This window comes from Paenibacillus sp. MT124 (genome assembly GCF_058792755.1).
In genome coordinates this window covers 5,491,611-5,509,958 of the sequence record NZ_CM179500.1, presented here as the reverse complement: position 1 = coordinate 5,509,958, position 18,348 = coordinate 5,491,611, and the positions used below count along the sequence as shown (strand labels likewise).

The 18,348-nt window shown below is 48.4% G+C and carries 16 protein-coding genes and 2 rRNA genes; 17 read left to right on the top strand and 1 reads right to left on the bottom strand.

Going from position 1 to position 18,348, the window contains the following annotated elements; translation table 11 throughout:
• Nucleotides 1–184 precede the first annotated feature (184 nt).
• From AC3RCI_RS24950 to AC3RCI_RS24885, 14 genes are all read left to right on the top strand, one after another.
• A complete protein-coding gene (locus AC3RCI_RS24950) occupies nucleotides 185–439 on the top strand; it encodes a hypothetical protein (RefSeq protein WP_492526822.1) in 255 nt (84 codons plus the stop codon).
• 97 nt (nucleotides 440–536) lie between these two features.
• Nucleotides 537–1,076, top strand: a complete 540-nt coding sequence (gene sigY / locus AC3RCI_RS24945) for an RNA polymerase sigma factor SigY (RefSeq protein ID WP_354481562.1) — start codon at nucleotides 537–539, stop codon at nucleotides 1,074–1,076.
• Nucleotides 1,077–1,078: 2 nt separating this feature from the next.
• On the top strand, nucleotides 1,079–1,417 hold the full coding sequence (locus AC3RCI_RS24940) for a DUF5345 family protein (protein WP_492526820.1): 339 nt from the start codon (nucleotides 1,079–1,081) through the stop codon (nucleotides 1,415–1,417).
• Entirely contained in the window at nucleotides 1,410–1,625 is a 216-nt protein-coding gene (locus tag AC3RCI_RS24935; RefSeq protein WP_492526818.1) for a hypothetical protein, read from the top strand. The genes AC3RCI_RS24940 and AC3RCI_RS24935 overlap by 8 nt, the downstream gene beginning before the upstream one ends.
• 146 nt (nucleotides 1,626–1,771) lie before the next feature.
• The gene (locus AC3RCI_RS24930) at nucleotides 1,772–2,155 is read left to right on the top strand and encodes an ATPase (protein ID WP_095292512.1); all 384 of its coding nucleotides are present in this window, start codon (nucleotides 1,772–1,774) and stop codon (nucleotides 2,153–2,155) included.
• Nucleotides 2,156–2,375: 220 nt separating this feature from the next.
• Nucleotides 2,376–2,663 (top strand): Asp-tRNA(Asn)/Glu-tRNA(Gln) amidotransferase subunit GatC, encoded by a 288-nt coding sequence (gene gatC, locus AC3RCI_RS24925; RefSeq protein ID WP_095292515.1) that lies wholly within the window; start codon nucleotides 2,376–2,378, stop codon nucleotides 2,661–2,663.
• Between the two features lie 28 nt (nucleotides 2,664–2,691).
• Nucleotides 2,692–4,149, top strand: coding sequence for an Asp-tRNA(Asn)/Glu-tRNA(Gln) amidotransferase subunit GatA (gene gatA, locus AC3RCI_RS24920; protein WP_492526816.1), 1,458 nt, complete (start codon nucleotides 2,692–2,694; stop codon nucleotides 4,147–4,149).
• Nucleotides 4,150–4,175: 26 nt separating this feature from the next.
• On the top strand, nucleotides 4,176–5,615 hold the full coding sequence (gatB, locus tag AC3RCI_RS24915) for an Asp-tRNA(Asn)/Glu-tRNA(Gln) amidotransferase subunit GatB (RefSeq protein WP_095292521.1): 1,440 nt from the start codon (nucleotides 4,176–4,178) through the stop codon (nucleotides 5,613–5,615).
• 143 nt (nucleotides 5,616–5,758) lie between these two features.
• Nucleotides 5,759–6,223 (top strand): GNAT family N-acetyltransferase, encoded by a 465-nt coding sequence (locus AC3RCI_RS24910; RefSeq protein WP_154896730.1) that lies wholly within the window; start codon nucleotides 5,759–5,761, stop codon nucleotides 6,221–6,223.
• A 33-nt stretch (nucleotides 6,224–6,256) separates the two neighbouring features.
• Nucleotides 6,257–6,967 (top strand): MgtC/SapB family protein, encoded by a 711-nt coding sequence (locus AC3RCI_RS24905; protein ID WP_127539905.1) that lies wholly within the window; start codon nucleotides 6,257–6,259, stop codon nucleotides 6,965–6,967.
• A 146-nt stretch (nucleotides 6,968–7,113) separates the two neighbouring features.
• Nucleotides 7,114–7,707, top strand: coding sequence for a hypothetical protein (locus AC3RCI_RS24900; protein WP_492526814.1), 594 nt, complete (start codon nucleotides 7,114–7,116; stop codon nucleotides 7,705–7,707).
• A 26-nt stretch (nucleotides 7,708–7,733) separates the two neighbouring features.
• Entirely contained in the window at nucleotides 7,734–9,137 is a 1,404-nt protein-coding gene (locus AC3RCI_RS24895; protein WP_492526812.1) for a DUF4097 family beta strand repeat-containing protein, read from the top strand.
• Nucleotides 9,138–9,308: 171 nt separating this feature from the next.
• Complete coding sequence (gene perR / locus AC3RCI_RS24890; protein ID WP_024631328.1) at nucleotides 9,309–9,731, top strand: peroxide-responsive transcriptional repressor PerR; 423 nt, start codon at nucleotides 9,309–9,311, stop codon at nucleotides 9,729–9,731.
• A 120-nt stretch (nucleotides 9,732–9,851) separates the two neighbouring features.
• Nucleotides 9,852–11,600: a glycosyl hydrolase family 18 protein gene (locus tag AC3RCI_RS24885; protein ID WP_492526810.1), complete on the top strand. Its 1,749-nt coding sequence runs from the start codon at nucleotides 9,852–9,854 to the stop codon at nucleotides 11,598–11,600.
• A gap of 143 nt (nucleotides 11,601–11,743) precedes the next feature.
• Here AC3RCI_RS24885 and AC3RCI_RS24880 read toward each other — a convergent pair whose 3' ends face one another.
• On the bottom strand, nucleotides 11,744–12,142 hold the full coding sequence (locus AC3RCI_RS24880) for a DUF2614 family zinc ribbon-containing protein (protein ID WP_095292538.1): 399 nt from the start codon (nucleotides 12,140–12,142) through the stop codon (nucleotides 11,744–11,746).
• Nucleotides 12,143–12,273: 131 nt separating this feature from the next.
• Here AC3RCI_RS24880 and AC3RCI_RS24875 point away from each other — a divergent pair, with 131 nt between their 5' ends.
• From AC3RCI_RS24875 to AC3RCI_RS24865, 3 genes are all read left to right on the top strand, one after another.
• Nucleotides 12,274–13,146: a nucleotidyltransferase-like protein gene (locus AC3RCI_RS24875; protein ID WP_492530003.1), complete on the top strand. Its 873-nt coding sequence runs from the start codon at nucleotides 12,274–12,276 to the stop codon at nucleotides 13,144–13,146.
• A gap of 452 nt (nucleotides 13,147–13,598) precedes the next feature.
• A 16S ribosomal RNA gene (locus AC3RCI_RS24870) occupies nucleotides 13,599–15,150 on the top strand.
• A gap of 246 nt (nucleotides 15,151–15,396) precedes the next feature.
• A 23S ribosomal RNA gene (locus AC3RCI_RS24865) occupies nucleotides 15,397–18,323 on the top strand.
• Together the 16S and 23S rRNA genes form the textbook arrangement of a ribosomal RNA operon.
• Nucleotides 18,324–18,348 lie beyond the last annotated feature (25 nt).

Sequence of the window (18,348 nt, the reverse complement as noted above, 5' to 3'; positions counted from 1 at the left end):
GTTTGCGTTCTTTTTTTATTTTCAGCAATATTGGCAAGGGAAGAGTCATCCAGATACAACTTACATAAGAAAAGTCATTGTAATGCAGACAGGTTTGGATCTGAATAGCAAGTACATGGAACGGAACCTTAGAACGTAGTATTTAATTGGTGAAGCATGAGGAACAAGAGAGCGGGGTGAAGAAGTGGAGAAAAAGCGCGTTATACCTTTTGAACGCCGTGCCAAGTATTCAGCACTGGAAGAGACTCGCCGGGTGATGATGGATACGGGCAAGCTTGAATTAGCAACGAATCGTCCTCAACTACATAGCTACAGAAGCAAGGCAATGAATGAACCTTTGGAACAGCAGCAAAATATATGGAGAAGTCGAGTTTTGAGCAGCGGAGCCCGCAACCAGCCGTGGTTCGACAAGCTGCAGGAATACCGGAATGAAGTCTGATTGCCCGGGAAATTGTCGGCTTCAGATTTTTTTGTAGTTCATTTGAACGTTTATGCAGAGACTGTCGTATTAACACAAGAATGAATGGGAAGCAGAGGTGAAGAACCAGATGGAAGCAGCCGAACTGGAAGAGGTCCGCAGGGCAGCAGCAGGAGATGATGCTGCGCTGGCGGCGCTGCTTCAACGTCATTATGCTTTCGTGTACAAATACTTGGTCAAGGTTACGATGGATCCAAACGCTGCTGAAGAAACCGTTCAGGATACGATGATTCGATGTATGGAAAACATTCATCGTTATGACGGTTCGTCTGCCTTTTCATCCTGGATGATTACCATTGCTACACGCATCTATATTGACAAGACAAGGCGTAAGAAAAGAGAAAATGGCTGGTTGGATATGATCCGAAGTGAAGCCATCAGACGATTCCGATGGCAGTTTGAGAGCCGGAATGAAGAATGGACGGATGTTATGGATGCCATGACCAGATTAACGCCGGAACACCGTGTTGCTGTACTGTTGAAGCACTATTATGGCTATGGCTATGATGAGATTGGAGAAATGCTCGGTATTCCAGCCGGAACGGCGAAATCACGAACGGCCTATGGCCTTCGTCAATTGAGAAAGGAGTTGGGATAAGCATGAGCAGGACGGATGAACAAGATGAGCAAGAGCTCCTTGAACGACTGCAGCAGCAGATGAAAGTGCTGGATGACGCGTATGAGCCAGTGAGTGTACCTTCATTGGCCTCGCTGGAAGTGCAGGTCAGAGAACGAAGACGAATCAATCGCCGTAAGAATCTGATCGAGATGATTTTGTTCTGGGTAATCGGGCTGATGGTCATTGCTTCTGGGGCGCTGCTGTTCTTGTCTGCTCCAGCTCTTTATGTGGGTATCCAGGCTGTTGGTGTAGCAGCAGCAGTGACAGCAGCAATCATATGGGCAGGCAAACATCGGAAGGAGGAGGCTTCTCATGAATAATATGCATTATTCGTTGAATGAGATTTCTCCCATCTGGATGATATTGGTCGCAATCCTATTGTTCGTGCAAGGGACATGGATTTTTCAGGATGCACGTAAACGTGGGCGTTTCCCCTGGTTATGGGGATTATGGGGGATCACCGGATTCCCGACACCACTCATTGTATATTGGTTCGTAGTTATTCGATCAGGTCGCAGACGTTCCTAACCTTATAATGGGCGAATGATAAATTGGTGATTAAAAAAGATTTTGCACAAATATGTTGTTTAATTCTAGTAATCGTAGACATCGTAATTCTTTTCTAGTAGACTATACAAATAAATATGAAAGATAGACTACCAGGAGGTTAGACGATGCTGCGATTAGGAGAAAAGGTTGTCATCGTCGCGGATGCGTTTGAGCAGAATCTTCCTGTGGGGGAATATGGTTACATCATCGCTTATGACCGGAATCCGGACAATGCGTTCGATTACGTGCTTCGAGTGCCGCAGGTGAACCGGAACTTTTTTGTTCCATCCGGCGACGTCGATCTGGAAGAGGTTCTGCTGAAGCAGGAAGCTGAGCGGGTCGAGCGAGAAGCGTTGATAGATTACGCCCTTGCGACACACAACGAGAAACTGTTTCATCATCTGATGAACGGAGATATTCAAGCTGTGGAAGAGGAAGAGGAAACCGCGAACGATGTTATGTCACAGGCGGATTTTATAAAGCAGGTTAATCTGCGTGCATGGATTTAAGATCTAGAGAGTCGGCTGATGCCGGCTCTTTTTTGATATTTGCATGAGCTCCGTGGATTGAGGTTATTTTGCTTATTAGACAAGTCAGGTCATTTGCATTGAATTGTCGAACCATCTCCCCTATAATGAAAAAAGTTATCTTGGGACTTTAGCCCGTTAAACGAGCGATTCGTTTCAGGCAGTTTCGGGAAGTTGAACGAAATGAAGGAGGCATCCGGAAATGAGTATTTCGAATAATGACGTTCAGCATGTGGCCAAGCTGGCCCGGCTCAATTTGACTTCTGAAGAAGAACAGACGCTTACAGGACAGCTGAACGCAATTTTAAAATATGCAGAGAAGCTGAATGAGCTGGATACAGAGAACATTGAGCCAACGACTCACGTTCTGCATGTCAGCAATGTGATGCGTGAGGATGAAACGAAGGAAAGCCTGCCAATCGAGCAGGTGATGCGCAATGCACCGGAAGAAGAAGACGGTCAGTTTAAAGTGCCTGCTGTAATGGAATAACGGATAACCGGAAGGAGGACGAAATACCGTGAGTTTATTTGAACAATCGTTGCCTGAGTTACATAACAAGCTGCACGCCAAGGAATTGTCGGTCAGCGACCTGGTGGACCAAGCATATCAGAACATTAGTGCACGTGAAGACAAAGTTAAGGCATATCTTGCGCTGAATGAGGAACAGGCTCGTTCCCGTGCGCGACAGCTAGATGACCGGCTCGTCAGTGGCGAGGAGAAAGGTTTGCTCTTTGGATTGCCGGTAGGTATTAAGGATAACATCGTTACGAACGGACTGCGCACGACATGCGGCAGCCAGTTTTTGCGCAACTTCGACCCGGTGTATGATGCAACGGTTGTCGAAAAGCTGAGAGCTGCAGATACGGTGACGATCGGTAAACTGAACATGGACGAATTCGCCATGGGCGGTTCGAATGAAAATTCAAGCTTCTATCCTGTGCGCAACCCATGGGCGCTGGATCGTGTTCCAGGTGGCTCCAGTGGTGGTTCTGCGGCCGCAGTAGCTGCAGGCGAAGCGTACTTCACGCTTGGATCAGACACGGGTGGTTCCATTAGACAGCCTGCTTCGTATTGCGGCGTTGTCGGCATGAAGCCGACTTATGGACTCGTTTCGCGTTTTGGATTGGTTGCATTTGCATCCTCTTTGGATCAGATTGGACCTCTGACGAAAAATGTTGAAGATTCTGCTTATGTGCTGCAAGCAATCGCCGGTTATGATGCCAAAGATTCGACATCTGCAAAAGTGGAGATCCCGGACTACTTGAGTGGACTGACAGGTGATGTCAAAGGTCTGCGCATTGCCGTACCGAAGGAGTACATTGGAGAAGGTGTTGATCCGCAAGTTAAAGAGACCATTCTCTCTGCCTTGAAAGTGCTGGAGGGACTCGGTGCCACTTGGGAAGAGGTATCCCTTCCGCATACCGAATATGCGGTGGCTACGTATTATTTGCTCGCTTCTTCTGAGGCTTCTTCCAATCTGGCTCGGTTTGACGGCGTGCGTTATGGCGTACGTGCAGATAACCCGGACAACCTGCTTGATCTGTATCACCAATCCCGCAGCCAAGGCTTTGGTCCGGAAGTGAAGCGTCGTATCATGCTTGGGACGTATGCGCTGAGCTCGGGTTACTATGATGCCTACTACCTGAAAGCTCAAAAAGTACGTACATTGATCAAACAGGATTTCGATGACGTATTTGCCAAATATGATGTCATTATTGGACCAACTGCGCCTACAACCGCATTTAAACTGGGTTCCCAGGTGGATGATCCACTCACCATGTATCTCAATGACATCCTGACCATTCCGGTCAGTCTGGCAGGCGTACCTGCAGTGAGCATCCCATGCGGCTTCTCGGATGGATTGCCTGTTGGCATGCAGATTATTGGTAAAGCCTTTGATGAAACGACTGTACTGCGCGTTGCGCATGCGTTTGAACAAAATACAGAATTCCACAAGCAGCGTCCGCAGCTGTAGACTGCCCGGAACGGAGGAATATTGAAATGTCTGCATCTAAATATGAAACGGTCATTGGACTTGAGGTCCATGTGGAGTTGCATACCAACTCCAAAATCTTTTGCGGCTGTTCTACGGCCTTTGGAGCACCACCAAACACCCATACTTGTCCCGTCTGTCTCGGACATCCGGGCGTTTTGCCTGTACTGAACCGTCAGGCTGTGGATTATGCCATGAAAGCAGCGATGGCCCTCAACTGTACCATTGCTGATGTCAGCAAATTCGATCGTAAAAACTATTTTTATCCGGATTCACCAAAAGCCTACCAGATCTCACAATTCGATCAACCGATTGGTGAGAACGGGTGGATTGATATTGAAGTAAACGGAGAAACGAAACGAATCGGGATTACCCGTCTTCATCTGGAAGAAGATGCAGGTAAGCTTACTCACGTTGATGGCGGCTATGCTTCATTGGTTGACTTCAACCGTGTGGGTACACCTCTCGTGGAGATTGTATCCGAACCGGAAATTTCTTCGCCGGAGGAAGCCCGTGCTTATCTGGAAAAATTGCGTGCGATCATGCAGTACTGCGATGTGTCGGATGTGAAAATGGAAGAAGGTTCCCTGCGTTGTGACGCCAACATCAGTTTGCGTCCGCATGGGCAGGAGAAGCTGGGAACAAGAGCAGAACTGAAAAACATGAACTCTTTCCGTGGCGTTCAGCGCGGTTTGGAATATGAGCAATTCCGTCAGGCTGAGATTTTGGATGACGGCGGCGAAGTGGTTCAGGAGACGCGTCGCTGGGATGAAGCGCAAGGAAAAACGCTGACCATGCGTGGCAAAGAGCAAGCGCACGACTATCGCTACTTCCCGGATCCGGATCTGGTGAAGCTGCATATCGATGCAGCCTGGAAGGAGCGAATCAAAGCTTCGATTCCGGAGCTCCCTGACGAGCGCAAAGCACGTTATACTGCTGATTACGGATTGCCTAATTATGATGCAGAGGTGATTACCTCATCCAAAGCGGTTGCTGATCTTTTTGAAGATAGCCTGAAATATACGCAGGATGCCAAAGCCGTATCCAACTGGATTATGGGCGACCTGCTTGGTTATCTGAACAACAGCAACCTGGAATTGTCTCAGGTGCCTCTGACGGGTCAGGGACTGGGTGAGATGATCGGATTGCTGGAGAAAGGCACGATTAGCAGCAAAATCGCCAAAACTGTCTTTAAGGAAATGCTGGAGAGCGGCAAGCTTCCACAGCAGATCGTTGAGGAAAAAGGTCTTGTGCAAATCAGTGACGAAGGTGCCATTCTTGCCATTGTAGAGCAGGTTGTCGCGAACAACCCTCAATCCGTGGAAGATTACAAGGCAGGCAAACAGAAAGCGATCGGCTTCCTGGTAGGACAGGTTATGAAAGAAAGTAAAGGCAAGGCTAATCCGGGTCTGGTTAATCAACTGCTTGCAGATGTACTGAACCGCTAATCCATCCGCCGGTGAGGCCGGACAGAAAGAGGCTCGTCCCTGTGACAGCCTCTTTTCTTATTTTTATAAGGCAAACACATGTGGTAAATAATCATGTACAGGTGTAATCGAATTCAGTTGCGTATGAAGGAGAGGGAGCGGATATGAAGATTCAATTGTTGTCATTGAATGATCAGGAGACGGTGGGGCAGCTATGGCGGCTTCAGCATGTAGCCTACCGAATGGAAGCAGAAATGATCGGTTTTCAGGAGATTCCGCCATTGATGGATACGATAGAATCCCTGCAAAGCTGTGGAGAGACCTTTTACGGCTGCCTGGATGATGACGAAGAAATCCTGGGTGCCGTTGCAGTGGCGGAGGAAGAGAAGGACACATTGACGATCACACGTATGATGGTGCACCCCGAGCATTTTCGCAAAGGAATTGCAGCCGCATTGATGAGACATGTGTTCGAGCAGTACCCGGATCTTCCGCGGTATATCGTATCAACAGGTACATTGAACCAACCGGCTGTCAATTTATATACCAAATTCGGTTTCATACCGGTAGAGGTTACGCCGATTGCACCAGGTGTGGAATTAACGACATTTCATAAGAATAAACATTAATTATGTGAATTTTTTGAAGGAGGAATACCAGTTTTGGGCAATCCTTGGTTTATCGATGAGTGGCACATTTTATTGCGATTATTACTAGCCATGCTGCTTGGAGGACTTGTAGGTCTGGAGCGTGAACGTTCCAATCATGCTGCTGGTCTGCGTACCCACATTCTGGTCTGTCTCGGGTCTGCACTGATCATGATGTTGTCTGTTTATGGTTTTAAGGATTTTGCCAATGAATTAAATGTGCGGATTGATCCGGCCCGTCTCGCAACAGCGGTTATTACGGGTGTCGGCTTCCTGGGAGCGGGTACGATCCTGTTTACCGGAAAGTCCATTACAGGACTTACCACCGCGGCTTCGATCTGGGTTGTAGCCGCCATTGGACTGGCAGCAGGCGCGGGATTCTTTTTTGCCTCCATCGTATCTACGGTTCTGGTACTGCTCAATCTGTGGGTGTTCAACAAGCTGGAGCTAAGGTATATACGAGGAAACAAGCTGCATGTCGTCACCCTGCATACGTTGTCTGAACCCGGCTTCCTGGAGCAGGTGTCTTCATTCATGGAGCAGGAGAAGATTAAAATACGCAAAATTACAGTCAATGAGCAGGATCTGGCTTTTGCCGAGGTCATTTCGGTTGAACGGAAGATTGAGATTGTCCTCCACGTGCATGTACCACATGAACTTAATACAGTGCAGCTGGTAACTAAGCTAAGGCAGTGGGAGCATGTGACCAAAGTATCCATAGAATAAATCGTGAAACCCTCCTTAGGCCTGTTGTGCCGGAGGGTTTTTAACCATATCCATATTTCTTCCAGTTACTCTCCGGGCTCTTTAGGGTACTATCTAACCAAATGAATGAAGAGCGGGAATGCTATTTCATAAGAAAGGAGCATGTCATGAAAAGTAAACATCCGTCTAGAAAAAGGAGACAAACGGCCAAAACCAAGCCGCTCCGAAATCGGACACATAAATTTATTGCCGGATTGCTTAGTGCGATCATTCCTGGCCTGGGTCATATCTATTTGCGGCTGTATATGAGAGGTCTGACGTTCATGCTGCTTGTATTACTCGACCTGTCAGCGCTTTTGTATTTTTCATCTATAGGTATACAGATTAATGTGCCCCTTTTAATTTTGCTCGCTTTGTTCATTCCGGTGATCTACTTTTACAATGTATTCGATGTACTGCAATCCGCGGATTGGGTCATGATGCGGAGGCGCAGAGCTGCAACTCATGGAAATACGGACAAGCCTCTAATGAACGAGCGTGCTGTTGGTGAGGCCTTTATGGCATGGGAGCGAGGCATTTCGTTTGGGCTGCTGCTTATTGTTGGTGGCGGGCTGATGGTGCTATTCTTCCGCAAACCTCGCTGGTTTCAGGAAATGCTCGCTCTGTATGGTGGATATGTTTTTGCCGGTGTACTCATTATTATAGGGCTGATCCTGTTCGGCCGTGAGATTTGGGTCATGCTGCGCAAGAAAAAAGGTTAGATTAGGAGAATTGAGGAGGGAACATAATGAACCGTAAAGTCCGGGTCGGTCGCTATACGGCTGCCGCCTTAATCGTAGCGGTCGGTGTGCTGTTGATTTTGGATAAACGGTGGGGAACTGACTACGTATATAATATGGTCGACTGGTGGCCATTGCTGCTTATCGCATTGGGTGTGGAATACATACTGTTGTTCCTGTGGACGCGCAGCAAGAAAAGGACATCAACTGATGAGCTGCAGGATGAGAAAGTGAAGATGCGCTTCAGACCCGATGCCAAAGGCATTTTGGCTTCCCTTGTGCTAACGGCTGCGGTATTTATTGTGACAGAACAGGACCACTATATGCACTTGTGGAACAGGGTGAGCCTTAATCTGGGAGCAGCCTCCATGGACTATAGCCAGGCGGCAGGGTACATGCAGGACAAGGGTACGATTCGTGTGCCTGTTGGTATGGATACTTCCGATCTTGTCGTGCAGGGGGTTAATGGAGATATCTCGGTACAGCGCGGAGATACGGAAGAGATAGAGGTGCGCACTGTAGTATGGGTAGATAAGACATCCGAGGTAGAGGCAAAAGCTGTTGCAGATGCATCGTTTGTTGAAACGGACGGCACCAAGGTTATTCATATTACCGCAACGGGCAAAACTTATGGAGATAACGATAAAACACAGCCTCGCATGAATATGACGATTACGATCCCAAATGACCGGCGTTTCAATCTGGACATTCGCACATCCAATGGAGCCATATTGTTAAATAGGCCGGAGGCAATTAGTACTATTGTGGCTGAAACGGGGAACGGACGTATCCGGATTACGAATGCGGTAGGTGACATTACGGGCAAAACGTTAAATGGCGATGTGATTGTGGCCAATGCGATGGGGAATGTTGATCTGGATAGCAACCGTGGAGATATGAAGGCCCGCGGAGTTTCAGGAGATGTAGATCTGACCACACAGGTGGGGAGCATAAGCATTACGGATTCAATTGGTGAATTTACCGCTGAAACACGAAACGGAAATATTACGCTGGATAGCGCAAATCTCGGTATCAGGGCTCAGTCTCTAAATGGAAGCATTAGCATCATTTCCTCCAAAATAGGCGGGGATTGGGATGTATACAGTGCTGTTGGTGCAATCAGCATTTTATTGCCTCATCAGGGAGATTACAGTTTGAGCGGCTCCAGCAGTTACGGTGATCTGAAGACTGACCTGCCATTTAAAGTGCAAAATAAAACCATTGAAGGCCAGCTTGGTGAAGGGGAATACACGGTTAAAATTGAGGGGAACAGCGACCTTACCATTAATCGCAACCCGAATGTGCCTTCGGCTGATACGAACAGTTCAAATCCGGAAGACATGGATGGCGATTTGGAGCAGAGCGAAGATAACGGGGAGAATTCCCAGGATAGTACCTCTGAAGTTCCGTAACTGCCGCGTTGACAATAAACTTACAATCGCCGTACAATAAAATAATAAAAGGCAAGGTAACATGGAAGGAAAGATTAAACGTCCTGTTCTTTGTCAAGAATCAACTCTGATTGATAAGATGATAATGGATCTTGTTTTTTCAGGAGAATGAAAGGTAAGGCGGTGGGTTTTATGGCAACACGTGTCCAACATGCGTTGGAGCATCTGAAGACGACCGGTGTCCGTATTACACCCCAGCGCCATGCCATATTGAATTATCTGATGGAATCCATGGGGCATCCGACTGCCGATGAAATTTACCGTGCGCTTGAACCCCAATTTCCCAGTATGAGCGTGGCGACTGTATATAACAATCTGAAGATGTTTCTGGAGGCCGGCATGGTTCGGGAATTGACATACGGAGATAACTCCAGCCGCTTCGATGCCAATGTGACGGATCATTACCATGTCATTTGTGATAAATGCGGTAAAATTGAAGACTTCAGTTATCCTTCGCTCAAAAGCGTTGAGCTCCAGGCGGAATCAAGTACCGGATTTGAAGTCCACGGACACCGATTGGAAGTTTATGGTGTTTGTAAAAGTTGCAGGGATTAAGAGAGATGAATTACAATATTAACGTGCAGAATTCAGTTTGGATTCTACACGTTTTTTGTTTTTTTAGTCAAAGATTACATGCATGATTTTCACGCGGCAATGATATCTTCATGATTCAGCATGATTAACGGAGGTAGGCGTTTGAGTAGAAAAAGCAGATATACAAGGCAGAAGAAGAAGCGTTCGTTCTGGCCTGGTTTTTTGGGGGCTTGTCTTATTGCAGGCGGTGCTTACTGGTTTATAACGAATGTCTGGCTGAACCAGGTTCACGAGGACCCCGATTGGATCGGAATGAATCAGCCTGTTTTTGTGGATGGTCAATTGATGGATGGTGAAGCTTCGGGAACTGGGGAGGAGCTTAAGCTTCCTGTAAAGGTGCTGCAGGAGGCGATTGATCCGGGCATACGTTACGAAGCGGACACAGGTGATATCATTATTGCGACCCCGCAGCGTGTGCTTCATATGAAGGAAGGCAGCACCAAGGCAGAGCTCAATCATAAGGACTATCCAATGTCAGTTGAGCCTGAGGTTATCGGAGGAGAGGCGTACATCCCTCTTAAACCCTTGAAGGAAGTTTACGGGATTGCCGTACAGGAAGATACATCTACGGGTGCAGTTATATTGATGCGTGGAGGAGACAGCATTCAATATGCGGAGATTGATACCTTGTCATCCAAAGCGGATAAGACCATTCCTTTGTACAAACGTGGAGGAGAGTCTTCCCCGATTATTGCGGATATGGAACAGAATGCCCGGGTACGGGTATGGCAGACAGGTGATGAGCAGAGTTTTGTTCAGCTGGATAACGGCTATGCCGGTTATGTGGATAATAAGTACGTTTCCCTTACAGAGAAAAAGGAGCTGGACAAGCCTAAATTCACTCTGACGGCTGCTGAGAAGAAGTGGCAGAGTAAAACGGTAAATCTAGTGTGGGAGGCGGTATATAACCGTCAGCCTGACGTCAGTTCCATAGGTAAGATGCCGGGTGTAAATGTAGTCAGTCCAACGTGGTTCCATATTACGGACGGCCAGGGCAATGTGAAGAGCAAAGCCGATAAAGCGTATGTTAACTGGGCTCACCGTTCCGGTATGGAAGTATGGGGACTGATGGATAACAGTTTCGACCCGGATATTACAAAAGAGGCCATAGCCTCATACGAGACCCGCACGCATATCATCGAACAGATGCTGGAATACGCGCAGACCTACCAATTGGATGGCATCAATATTGATTTCGAGAACGTATATACCGATGATGGACCCAATATTACTCAATTTGTTCGTGAGATTAAAGCGATGGCACGCATCCACGGACTCATGCTCTCCATTGATGTAACTCCAAAATCCAATAGTGAAATGTGGTCTGCTTTTCTGGATCGACGTTCACTCGGTTCCTTTGTCGATTACATGATGGTTATGGCGTACGATGAGCACTGGGCTGCCAGTCCAAAGGCCGGTTCGGTTGCTTCGCTGCCTTGGACAGAGGCCTCTATGAGAAAAATTCTTGAAGAAGATGAAGTGCCTTCTAACAAATTGATTATGTCTGTTCCGCTGTATACGCGAATCTGGACAGAGGAAGCAGACGAACAGGGAGAGATTAAAGTATCTTCCAAAGCGGTCGGAATGGATACTGTTGCTGATTTGATCAAAGAGAAGAAACTCAAACCTGCGTTGGACTCTCAAAGTGGACAGAATTATGTGGAATTTACTGAGGATGGGGCGACCAAGAAAATCTGGATAGAAGATGCCGTTTCTTTACAGGCCCGTGTAGAACTCATTGAATCACTCAAACTGGGTGGTGTAGCTGCCTGGAATCGCAGTTTTGCTAACGCATCAGCATGGAAGACGTTGCAACAGGTAAGTCGTTAGAGATAAAAGGTTACTGAACTTATCTTTTTTATATGATTCGAATCCATTCATTGTTTGAAAAAACGCAAAAAAGGCTCGGTCTAGTTACCGGGCCTTTTTTGTTGTTTACTCGTTGATCTTAGATGTGAAGTGAATGAGTGATACTAGCCTTTTGGACTAATACGGTGATCCGTATCAGAAATAGATGGAGAAGGCGCTTTCAGATGAGGACGGTTTGTGTTCGCTTGATTAGGATCCAGAGTGAGGATGGTATGGCAGAACATACAACGATCCGTTTTGCCGAGCATTTTGGTCATTTTACCGCATTCAGGGCAATCCACTTGAACAGCGCTTGTAGACAACATTCCAGCCCAGAAGTAGATGGCCAGACTAGCCATCATGGCAACGAGTCCGATGACAAGTCCCACGGCTGCAAACACTTTGCCTGCATGTCCCCAAAACACGATTCCGGCAGTTCCCAGTACCATTAGCCCCATGCCTAGCATGGTGAGTAACAATCCCCAAGTGCGAAAAGCATTAATTTTAGCTGATTTAAAAATCATGAAAAATGCTCCTATCGTATGAGTAGTATTGGACCTGGAAAAGAAGGAAACTTTAGTCTGCATGTAGAATTACATTATAACTGACTTGGCGTTTAACTGCCATGAAATGTATGGAGGGAATCGTGGAATTAATGAACCTAGCTTTTTTATCCGGACAGTCGGAAGAGTCGGGGGCAGTTGGGGCTATCGCTTATTCCCATCCGGGTGAGCGATTCCACGGCTCCCTGATTCAGGATTTCGAATTGCTTGTTCTCATTGTCTGTGATACGGATCAAAGTATGTCGGACGTTGGTCATTACCGTTATGGGGACTTGCGCTATCAAATCATCTATGCGGGGCGTAATCAACTGCAGAGCAGTGTAATTACGGGTGATAATAACAATCTCATGCAATGCTTGATTGAGGGCGAGATCATATGGGAATCAGAAGGCGCCTTGAGTGCACTGAGGGAAGAGCTGTCTGCCTTTGGATTGGAGCTGCGGGAACAAAAGCTGCTGCATGAATTCGCAAGCTTTCTGAAGATGTATGTGGAGGCCAAGCGGCACATTCAGGAAGGACACGTAGTTGATGCTTATTACAGTGTACTGGAGGCTTTGGGTAACTGGGCCAGGATTGTATTGATAGAACATGGAGTATACCCTGACCATGCTGTTTGGACACATGTGCAGAGTATGGATCGGGCACTTTGGAAGCTCTATCAGGAGCTTACGGTAAGCTCGGAGACGTTGGAACAGCGGGTGGAACTTGTTCTTCTTGCCTGTGAATTTTCGGTCATGTCCAAAATGGGTGATTGCTCGGAATTGCTTCTGCGGGTAATTAGAAGCCGAAAAGAAGCATGGAGCGTGGACGAACTGGTCCATCATCCTCAATTAAGATTTGTAGGAGAAGATCTCCCTTTAATTCTACGCAAACTAGTTCTTCGTTCTATTGTAAAGGAATCGGCCGGCTGGCCATCCTTAATAGGAGGCGAAGGGCGGGAGATACGATATTGGATTGAAGCCTGAACAAGGCCGTATAGTTCAATGATTTGGTTTGGCAAAAGGAGGGGAAACCTTCCTTTTTTGTTTGTAATAAAAATTAATAAAAACAGGTTGACTCGTACTTATGGAATGTGATACATTATATTTCGTTCCCCAAACGGGCTTTTTGAAAAAAGACTTGTGAGGGACAAGTTGAGAACTTAATGATTTGAAAAAAAGAATCAAAAAAAGTTCTTGACGAAAAGATACTGAATGTGATACATTATTTAAGTCGCCGCCGAAAACGCGGTTGGCAAAAAGAAGAATCATAAACAACGTTTGATCTTTGAAAACTGAACAACGAGTGAGTAACGATCTTACTTGTAAGATCGATGCTGAGAAATCGGTACAAGTCATCTGACTGTATGATTTCGAAGCGAAAATGAGATTTTTAATCTCGTCAGATTCAAAATGAGCTAATCGCTCTTTTCAATAATTTATTGGAGAGTTTGATCCTGGCTCAGGACGAACGCTGGCGGCATGCCTAATACATGCAAGTCGAGCGGACTTGATGAGAAGCTTGCTTCTCTGATGGTTAGCGGCGGACGGGTGAGTAACACGTAGGCAACCTGCCCTCAAGCTTGGGACAACTACCGGAAACGGTAGCTAATACCGAATACTTGCTTCTTTCGCCTGAAGGGAGCTGGAAAGACGGAGCAATCTGTCACTTGAGGATGGGCCTGCGGCGCATTAGCTAGTTGGTGAGGTAACGGCTCACCAAGGCGACGATGCGTAGCCGACCTGAGAGGGTGATCGGCCACACTGGGACTGAGACACGGCCCAGACTCCTACGGGAGGCAGCAGTAGGGAATCTTCCGCAATGGGCGAAAGCCTGACGGAGCAATGCCGCGTGAGTGATGAAGGTTTTCGGATCGTAAAGCTCTGTTGCCAGGGAAGAACGTCCTTGAGAGTAACTGCTCAAGGAGTGACGGTACCTGAGAAGAAAGCCCCGGCTAACTACGTGCCAGCAGCCGCGGTAATACGTAGGGGGCAAGCGTTGTCCGGAATTATTGGGCGTAAAGCGCGCGCAGGCGGTCATTTAAGTCTGGTGTTTAATCCCGGGGCTCAACCCCGGATCGCACTGGAAACTGGGTGACTTGAGTGCAGAAGAGGAGAGTGGAATTCCACGTGTAGCGGTGAAATGCGTAGAGATGTGGAGGAACACCAGTGGCGAAGGCGACTCTCTGGGCTGTAACTGACGCTGAGGCGCGAAAGCGTGGGGAGCAAACAGGATTAGATACCCTGGTAGTCCACGCCGTAAACGATGAATGCTAGGTGTTAGGGGTTTCGATACCCTTGGTGCCGAAGTTAACACATTAAGCATTCCGCCTGGGGAGTACGGTCGCAAGACTGAAACTCAAAGGAATTGACGGGGACCCGCACAAGCAGTGGAGTATGTGGTTTAATTCGAAGCAACGCGAAGAACCTTACCAGGTCTTGACATCCCTCTGACCGTCCTAGAGATAGGGCTTTCCTTCGGGACAGAGGAGACAGGTGGTGCATGGTTGTCGTCAGCTCGTGTCGTGAGATGTTGGGTTAAGTCCCGCAACGAGCGCAACCCTTGATCTTAGTTGCCAGCATTTCGGATGGGCACTCTAAGGTGACTGCCGGTGACAAACCGGAGGAAGGTGGGGATGACGTCAAATCATCATGCCCCTTATGACCTGGGCTACACACGTACTACAATGGCCGGTACAACGGGCAGTGAAGCCGCGAGGTGGAACGAATCCTAAAAAGCCGGTCTCAGTTCGGATTGCAGGCTGCAACTCGCCTGCATGAAGTCGGAATTGCTAGTAATCGCGGATCAGCATGCCGCGGTGAATACGTTCCCGGGTCTTGTACACACCGCCCGTCACACCACGAGAGTTTATAACACCCGAAGTCGGTGGGGTAACCGTAAGGAGCCAGCCGCCGAAGGTGGGATAGATGATTGGGGTGAAGTCGTAACAAGGTAGCCGTATCGGAAGGTGCGGCTGGATCACCTCCTTTCTATGGAGAATCGTCTTCTGTAACGAAGACATTCAAATCTAAAATCTAGCCAGGTCGGCTAGTTACTCACTCGTTGCTCAGTTTTGAGAGCTCAAACTCTCAAGCAGCTTGCTTTTGCATGGAGCTTGTTCTTTGAAAACTAGATATCGAAACGAAAATTGCGAATTAGAACATTCCTTTTAGCTGAACTTGTGTTGAACAAGTTTCAAATATTAGTGATAACTGCATTGCTCATTATGAGCATTTGGTTAAGCTACTAAGAGCACACGGAGGATGCCTAGGCGCTAGGAGCCGATGAAGGACGTGGCGAACAACGATACTGCCTCGGGGAGCTGTAAGCAAGCTTTGATCCGGGGATGTCCGAATGGGGAAACCCAGCTGGGGTAATATCCAGTTACTCATAACTGAATACATAGGTTGTGTAGAGGCATACCAGGGGAACTGAAACATCTAAGTACCTTGAGGAAGAGAAAACAATAGTGATTCCGTCAGTAGCGGCGAGCGAACGCGGAACAGCCCAAACCAGAGAGCTTGCTCTCTGGGGTTGTGGGACGTCTCACATGGAGTTACAAAGGAACCGGTTAAACGAAGAGGTCTGGAAAGGCCCGCCAAAGAAGGTAAAAGCCCTGTAATTGAAAGTCTGTTCCCTCCGAGACGGATCCCGAGTAGTGCGGGGCACGTGAAACCCCGTATGAATCCGGCAGGACCATCTGCCAAGGCTAAATACTTCCTAGCGACCGATAGTGAAGCAGTACCGTGAGGGAAAGGTGAAAAGCACCCCGGAAGGGGAGTGAAATAGAACCTGAAACCGTGTGCTTACAAGAAGTCAGAGCCCATTTTAGGGGTGATGGCGTGCCTTTTGTAGAATGAACCGGCGAGTTACGTTCCCGTGCAAGGTTAAGGTGAAGAGCCGGAGCCGCAGCGAAAGCGAGTCTGAATAGGGCGAGTTAGTACGTGGACGTAGACCCGAAACCGGGTGATCTACCCCTGTCCAGGGTGAAGGTGCGGTAACACGCACTGGAGGCCCGAACCCACGCACGTTGAAAAGTGCGGGGATGAGGTGGGGGTAGCGGAGAAATTCCAATCGAACTCGGAGATAGCTGGTTCTCCCCGAAATAGCTTTAGGGCTAGCCTCGGAAAACAGAGTCGTGGAGGTAGAGCACTGATTGGGTGCGGGGCCCGCAAGGGTTACCAAGCTCAGTCAAACTCCGAATGCCATAGACTTACTTCCGGGAGTCAGACAGTGAGTGCTAAGATCCATTGTCAAAAGGGAAACAGCCCAGACCATCAGCTAAGGTCCCCAAGTGTGTGTTAAGTGGGAAAGGATGTGGAGTTGCACAGACAACCAGGATGTTGGCTTAGAAGCAGCCACCATTGAAAGAGTGCGTAATAGCTCACTGGTCGAGTGACTCTGCGCCGAAAATGTAACGGGGCTAAACACACCACCGAAGCTATGGCTTGATGCTTGCATCAGGGGTAGGGGAGCGTTGTATAAGGGTTGAAGGTGTACCGTAAGGAGCGCTGGACATTATACAAGTGAGAATGCCGGTATGAGTAACGAAAAGATCAGTGAGAATCTGATCCGCCGAAAGCCTAAGGGTTCCTGAGGAAGGCTCGTCCGCTCAGGGTAAGTCGGGACCTAAGGCGAGGCCGAAAGGCGTAGTCGAAGGACAACAGGTCGAAATTCCTGTACCACCGTAAATCGTTACGAGCGATGGGGGGACGCAGTAGGGTAGTGACGCAGACGGATGGATGTCTGTCCAAGCAGTGAGGCTGATGTGTAGGCAAATCCGCACATCATAAGGCTGAGCTGTGATGGGGAGTGAAAATTACAGTAGCGAAGGTCATGATCTCACACTGCCAAGAAAAGCCTCTAGCCAGATGAAGGTGCCCGTACCGCAAACCGACACAGGTAGGCGAGAAGAGAATTCTAAGGCGCGCGGAAGAACTCTCGTTAAGGAACTCGGCAAAATGACCCCGTAACTTCGGGAGAAGGGGTGCCCCGGTAGTGTGAATAGCACGAGGGGGCCGCAGTGAAAAGGCCCAAGCGACTGTTTAGCAAAAACACAGGTCTGTGCGAAGCCGTAAGGCGAAGTATACGGGCTGACGCCTGCCCGGTGCTGGAAGGTTAAGGGGAGCGGTTAGGGAGTAATCCCGAAGCTGTGAACCGAAGCCCCAGTAAACGGCGGCCGTAACTATAACGGTCCTAAGGTAGCGAAATTCCTTGTCAGGTAAATTCTGACCCGCACGAATGGCGTAACGACTTGGGCGCTGTCTCAACGAGAGATCCGGTGAAATTTTAATACCTGTGAAGATGCAGGTTACCCGCGACAAGACGGAAAGACCCCATGGAGCTTTACTGCAGCTTGATATTGAATTTGGGTACGATCTGTACAGGATAGGTGGGAGCCTTTGAAGCATGAGCGCCAGCTTGTGTGGAGGCACCGTTGGGATACCACCCTGATCGTATCTAGGTTCTAACCTGGTGCCCTTAGCGGGTACGGGGACAGTGTCAGGTGGGCAGTTTGACTGGGGCGGTCGCCTCCTAAAGAGTAACGGAGGCGCCCAAAGGTTCCCTCAGAATGGTTGGAAATCATTCGAAGAGTGCAAAGGCATAAGGGAGCTTGACTGCGAGACCTACAAGTCGAGCAGGGACGAAAGTCGGGCTTAGTGATCCGGTGGTACCGCATGGAAGGGCCATCGCTCAACGGATAAAAGCTACCCTGGGGATAACAGGCTTATCTCCCCCAAGAGTCCACATCGACGGGGAGGTTTGGCACCTCGATGTCGGCTCATCGCATCCTGGGGCTGAAGTAGGTCCCAAGGGTTGGGCTGTTCGCCCATTAAAGCGGTACGCGAGCTGGGTTCAGAACGTCGTGAGACAGTTCGGTCCCTATCTGTCGTGGGCGTAGGAAATTTGAGAGGAGCTGTCCTTAGTACGAGAGGACCGGGATGGACGTACCGCTGGTGTACCAGTTGTTCCGCCAGGAGCACCGCTGGGTAGCTATGTACGGACGGGATAAGCGCTGAAAGCATCTAAGCGTGAAGCCCCCCTCAAGATGAGATTTCCCAGTATGTAAGACCCCTTGAAGACGACGAGGTAGATAGGCTGGGGGTGGAAGTGCAGTAATGCATGGAGCTGACCAGTACTAATCGGTCGAGGGCTTATCCAAATATGCAGGTTTTAGTCGCAAATTT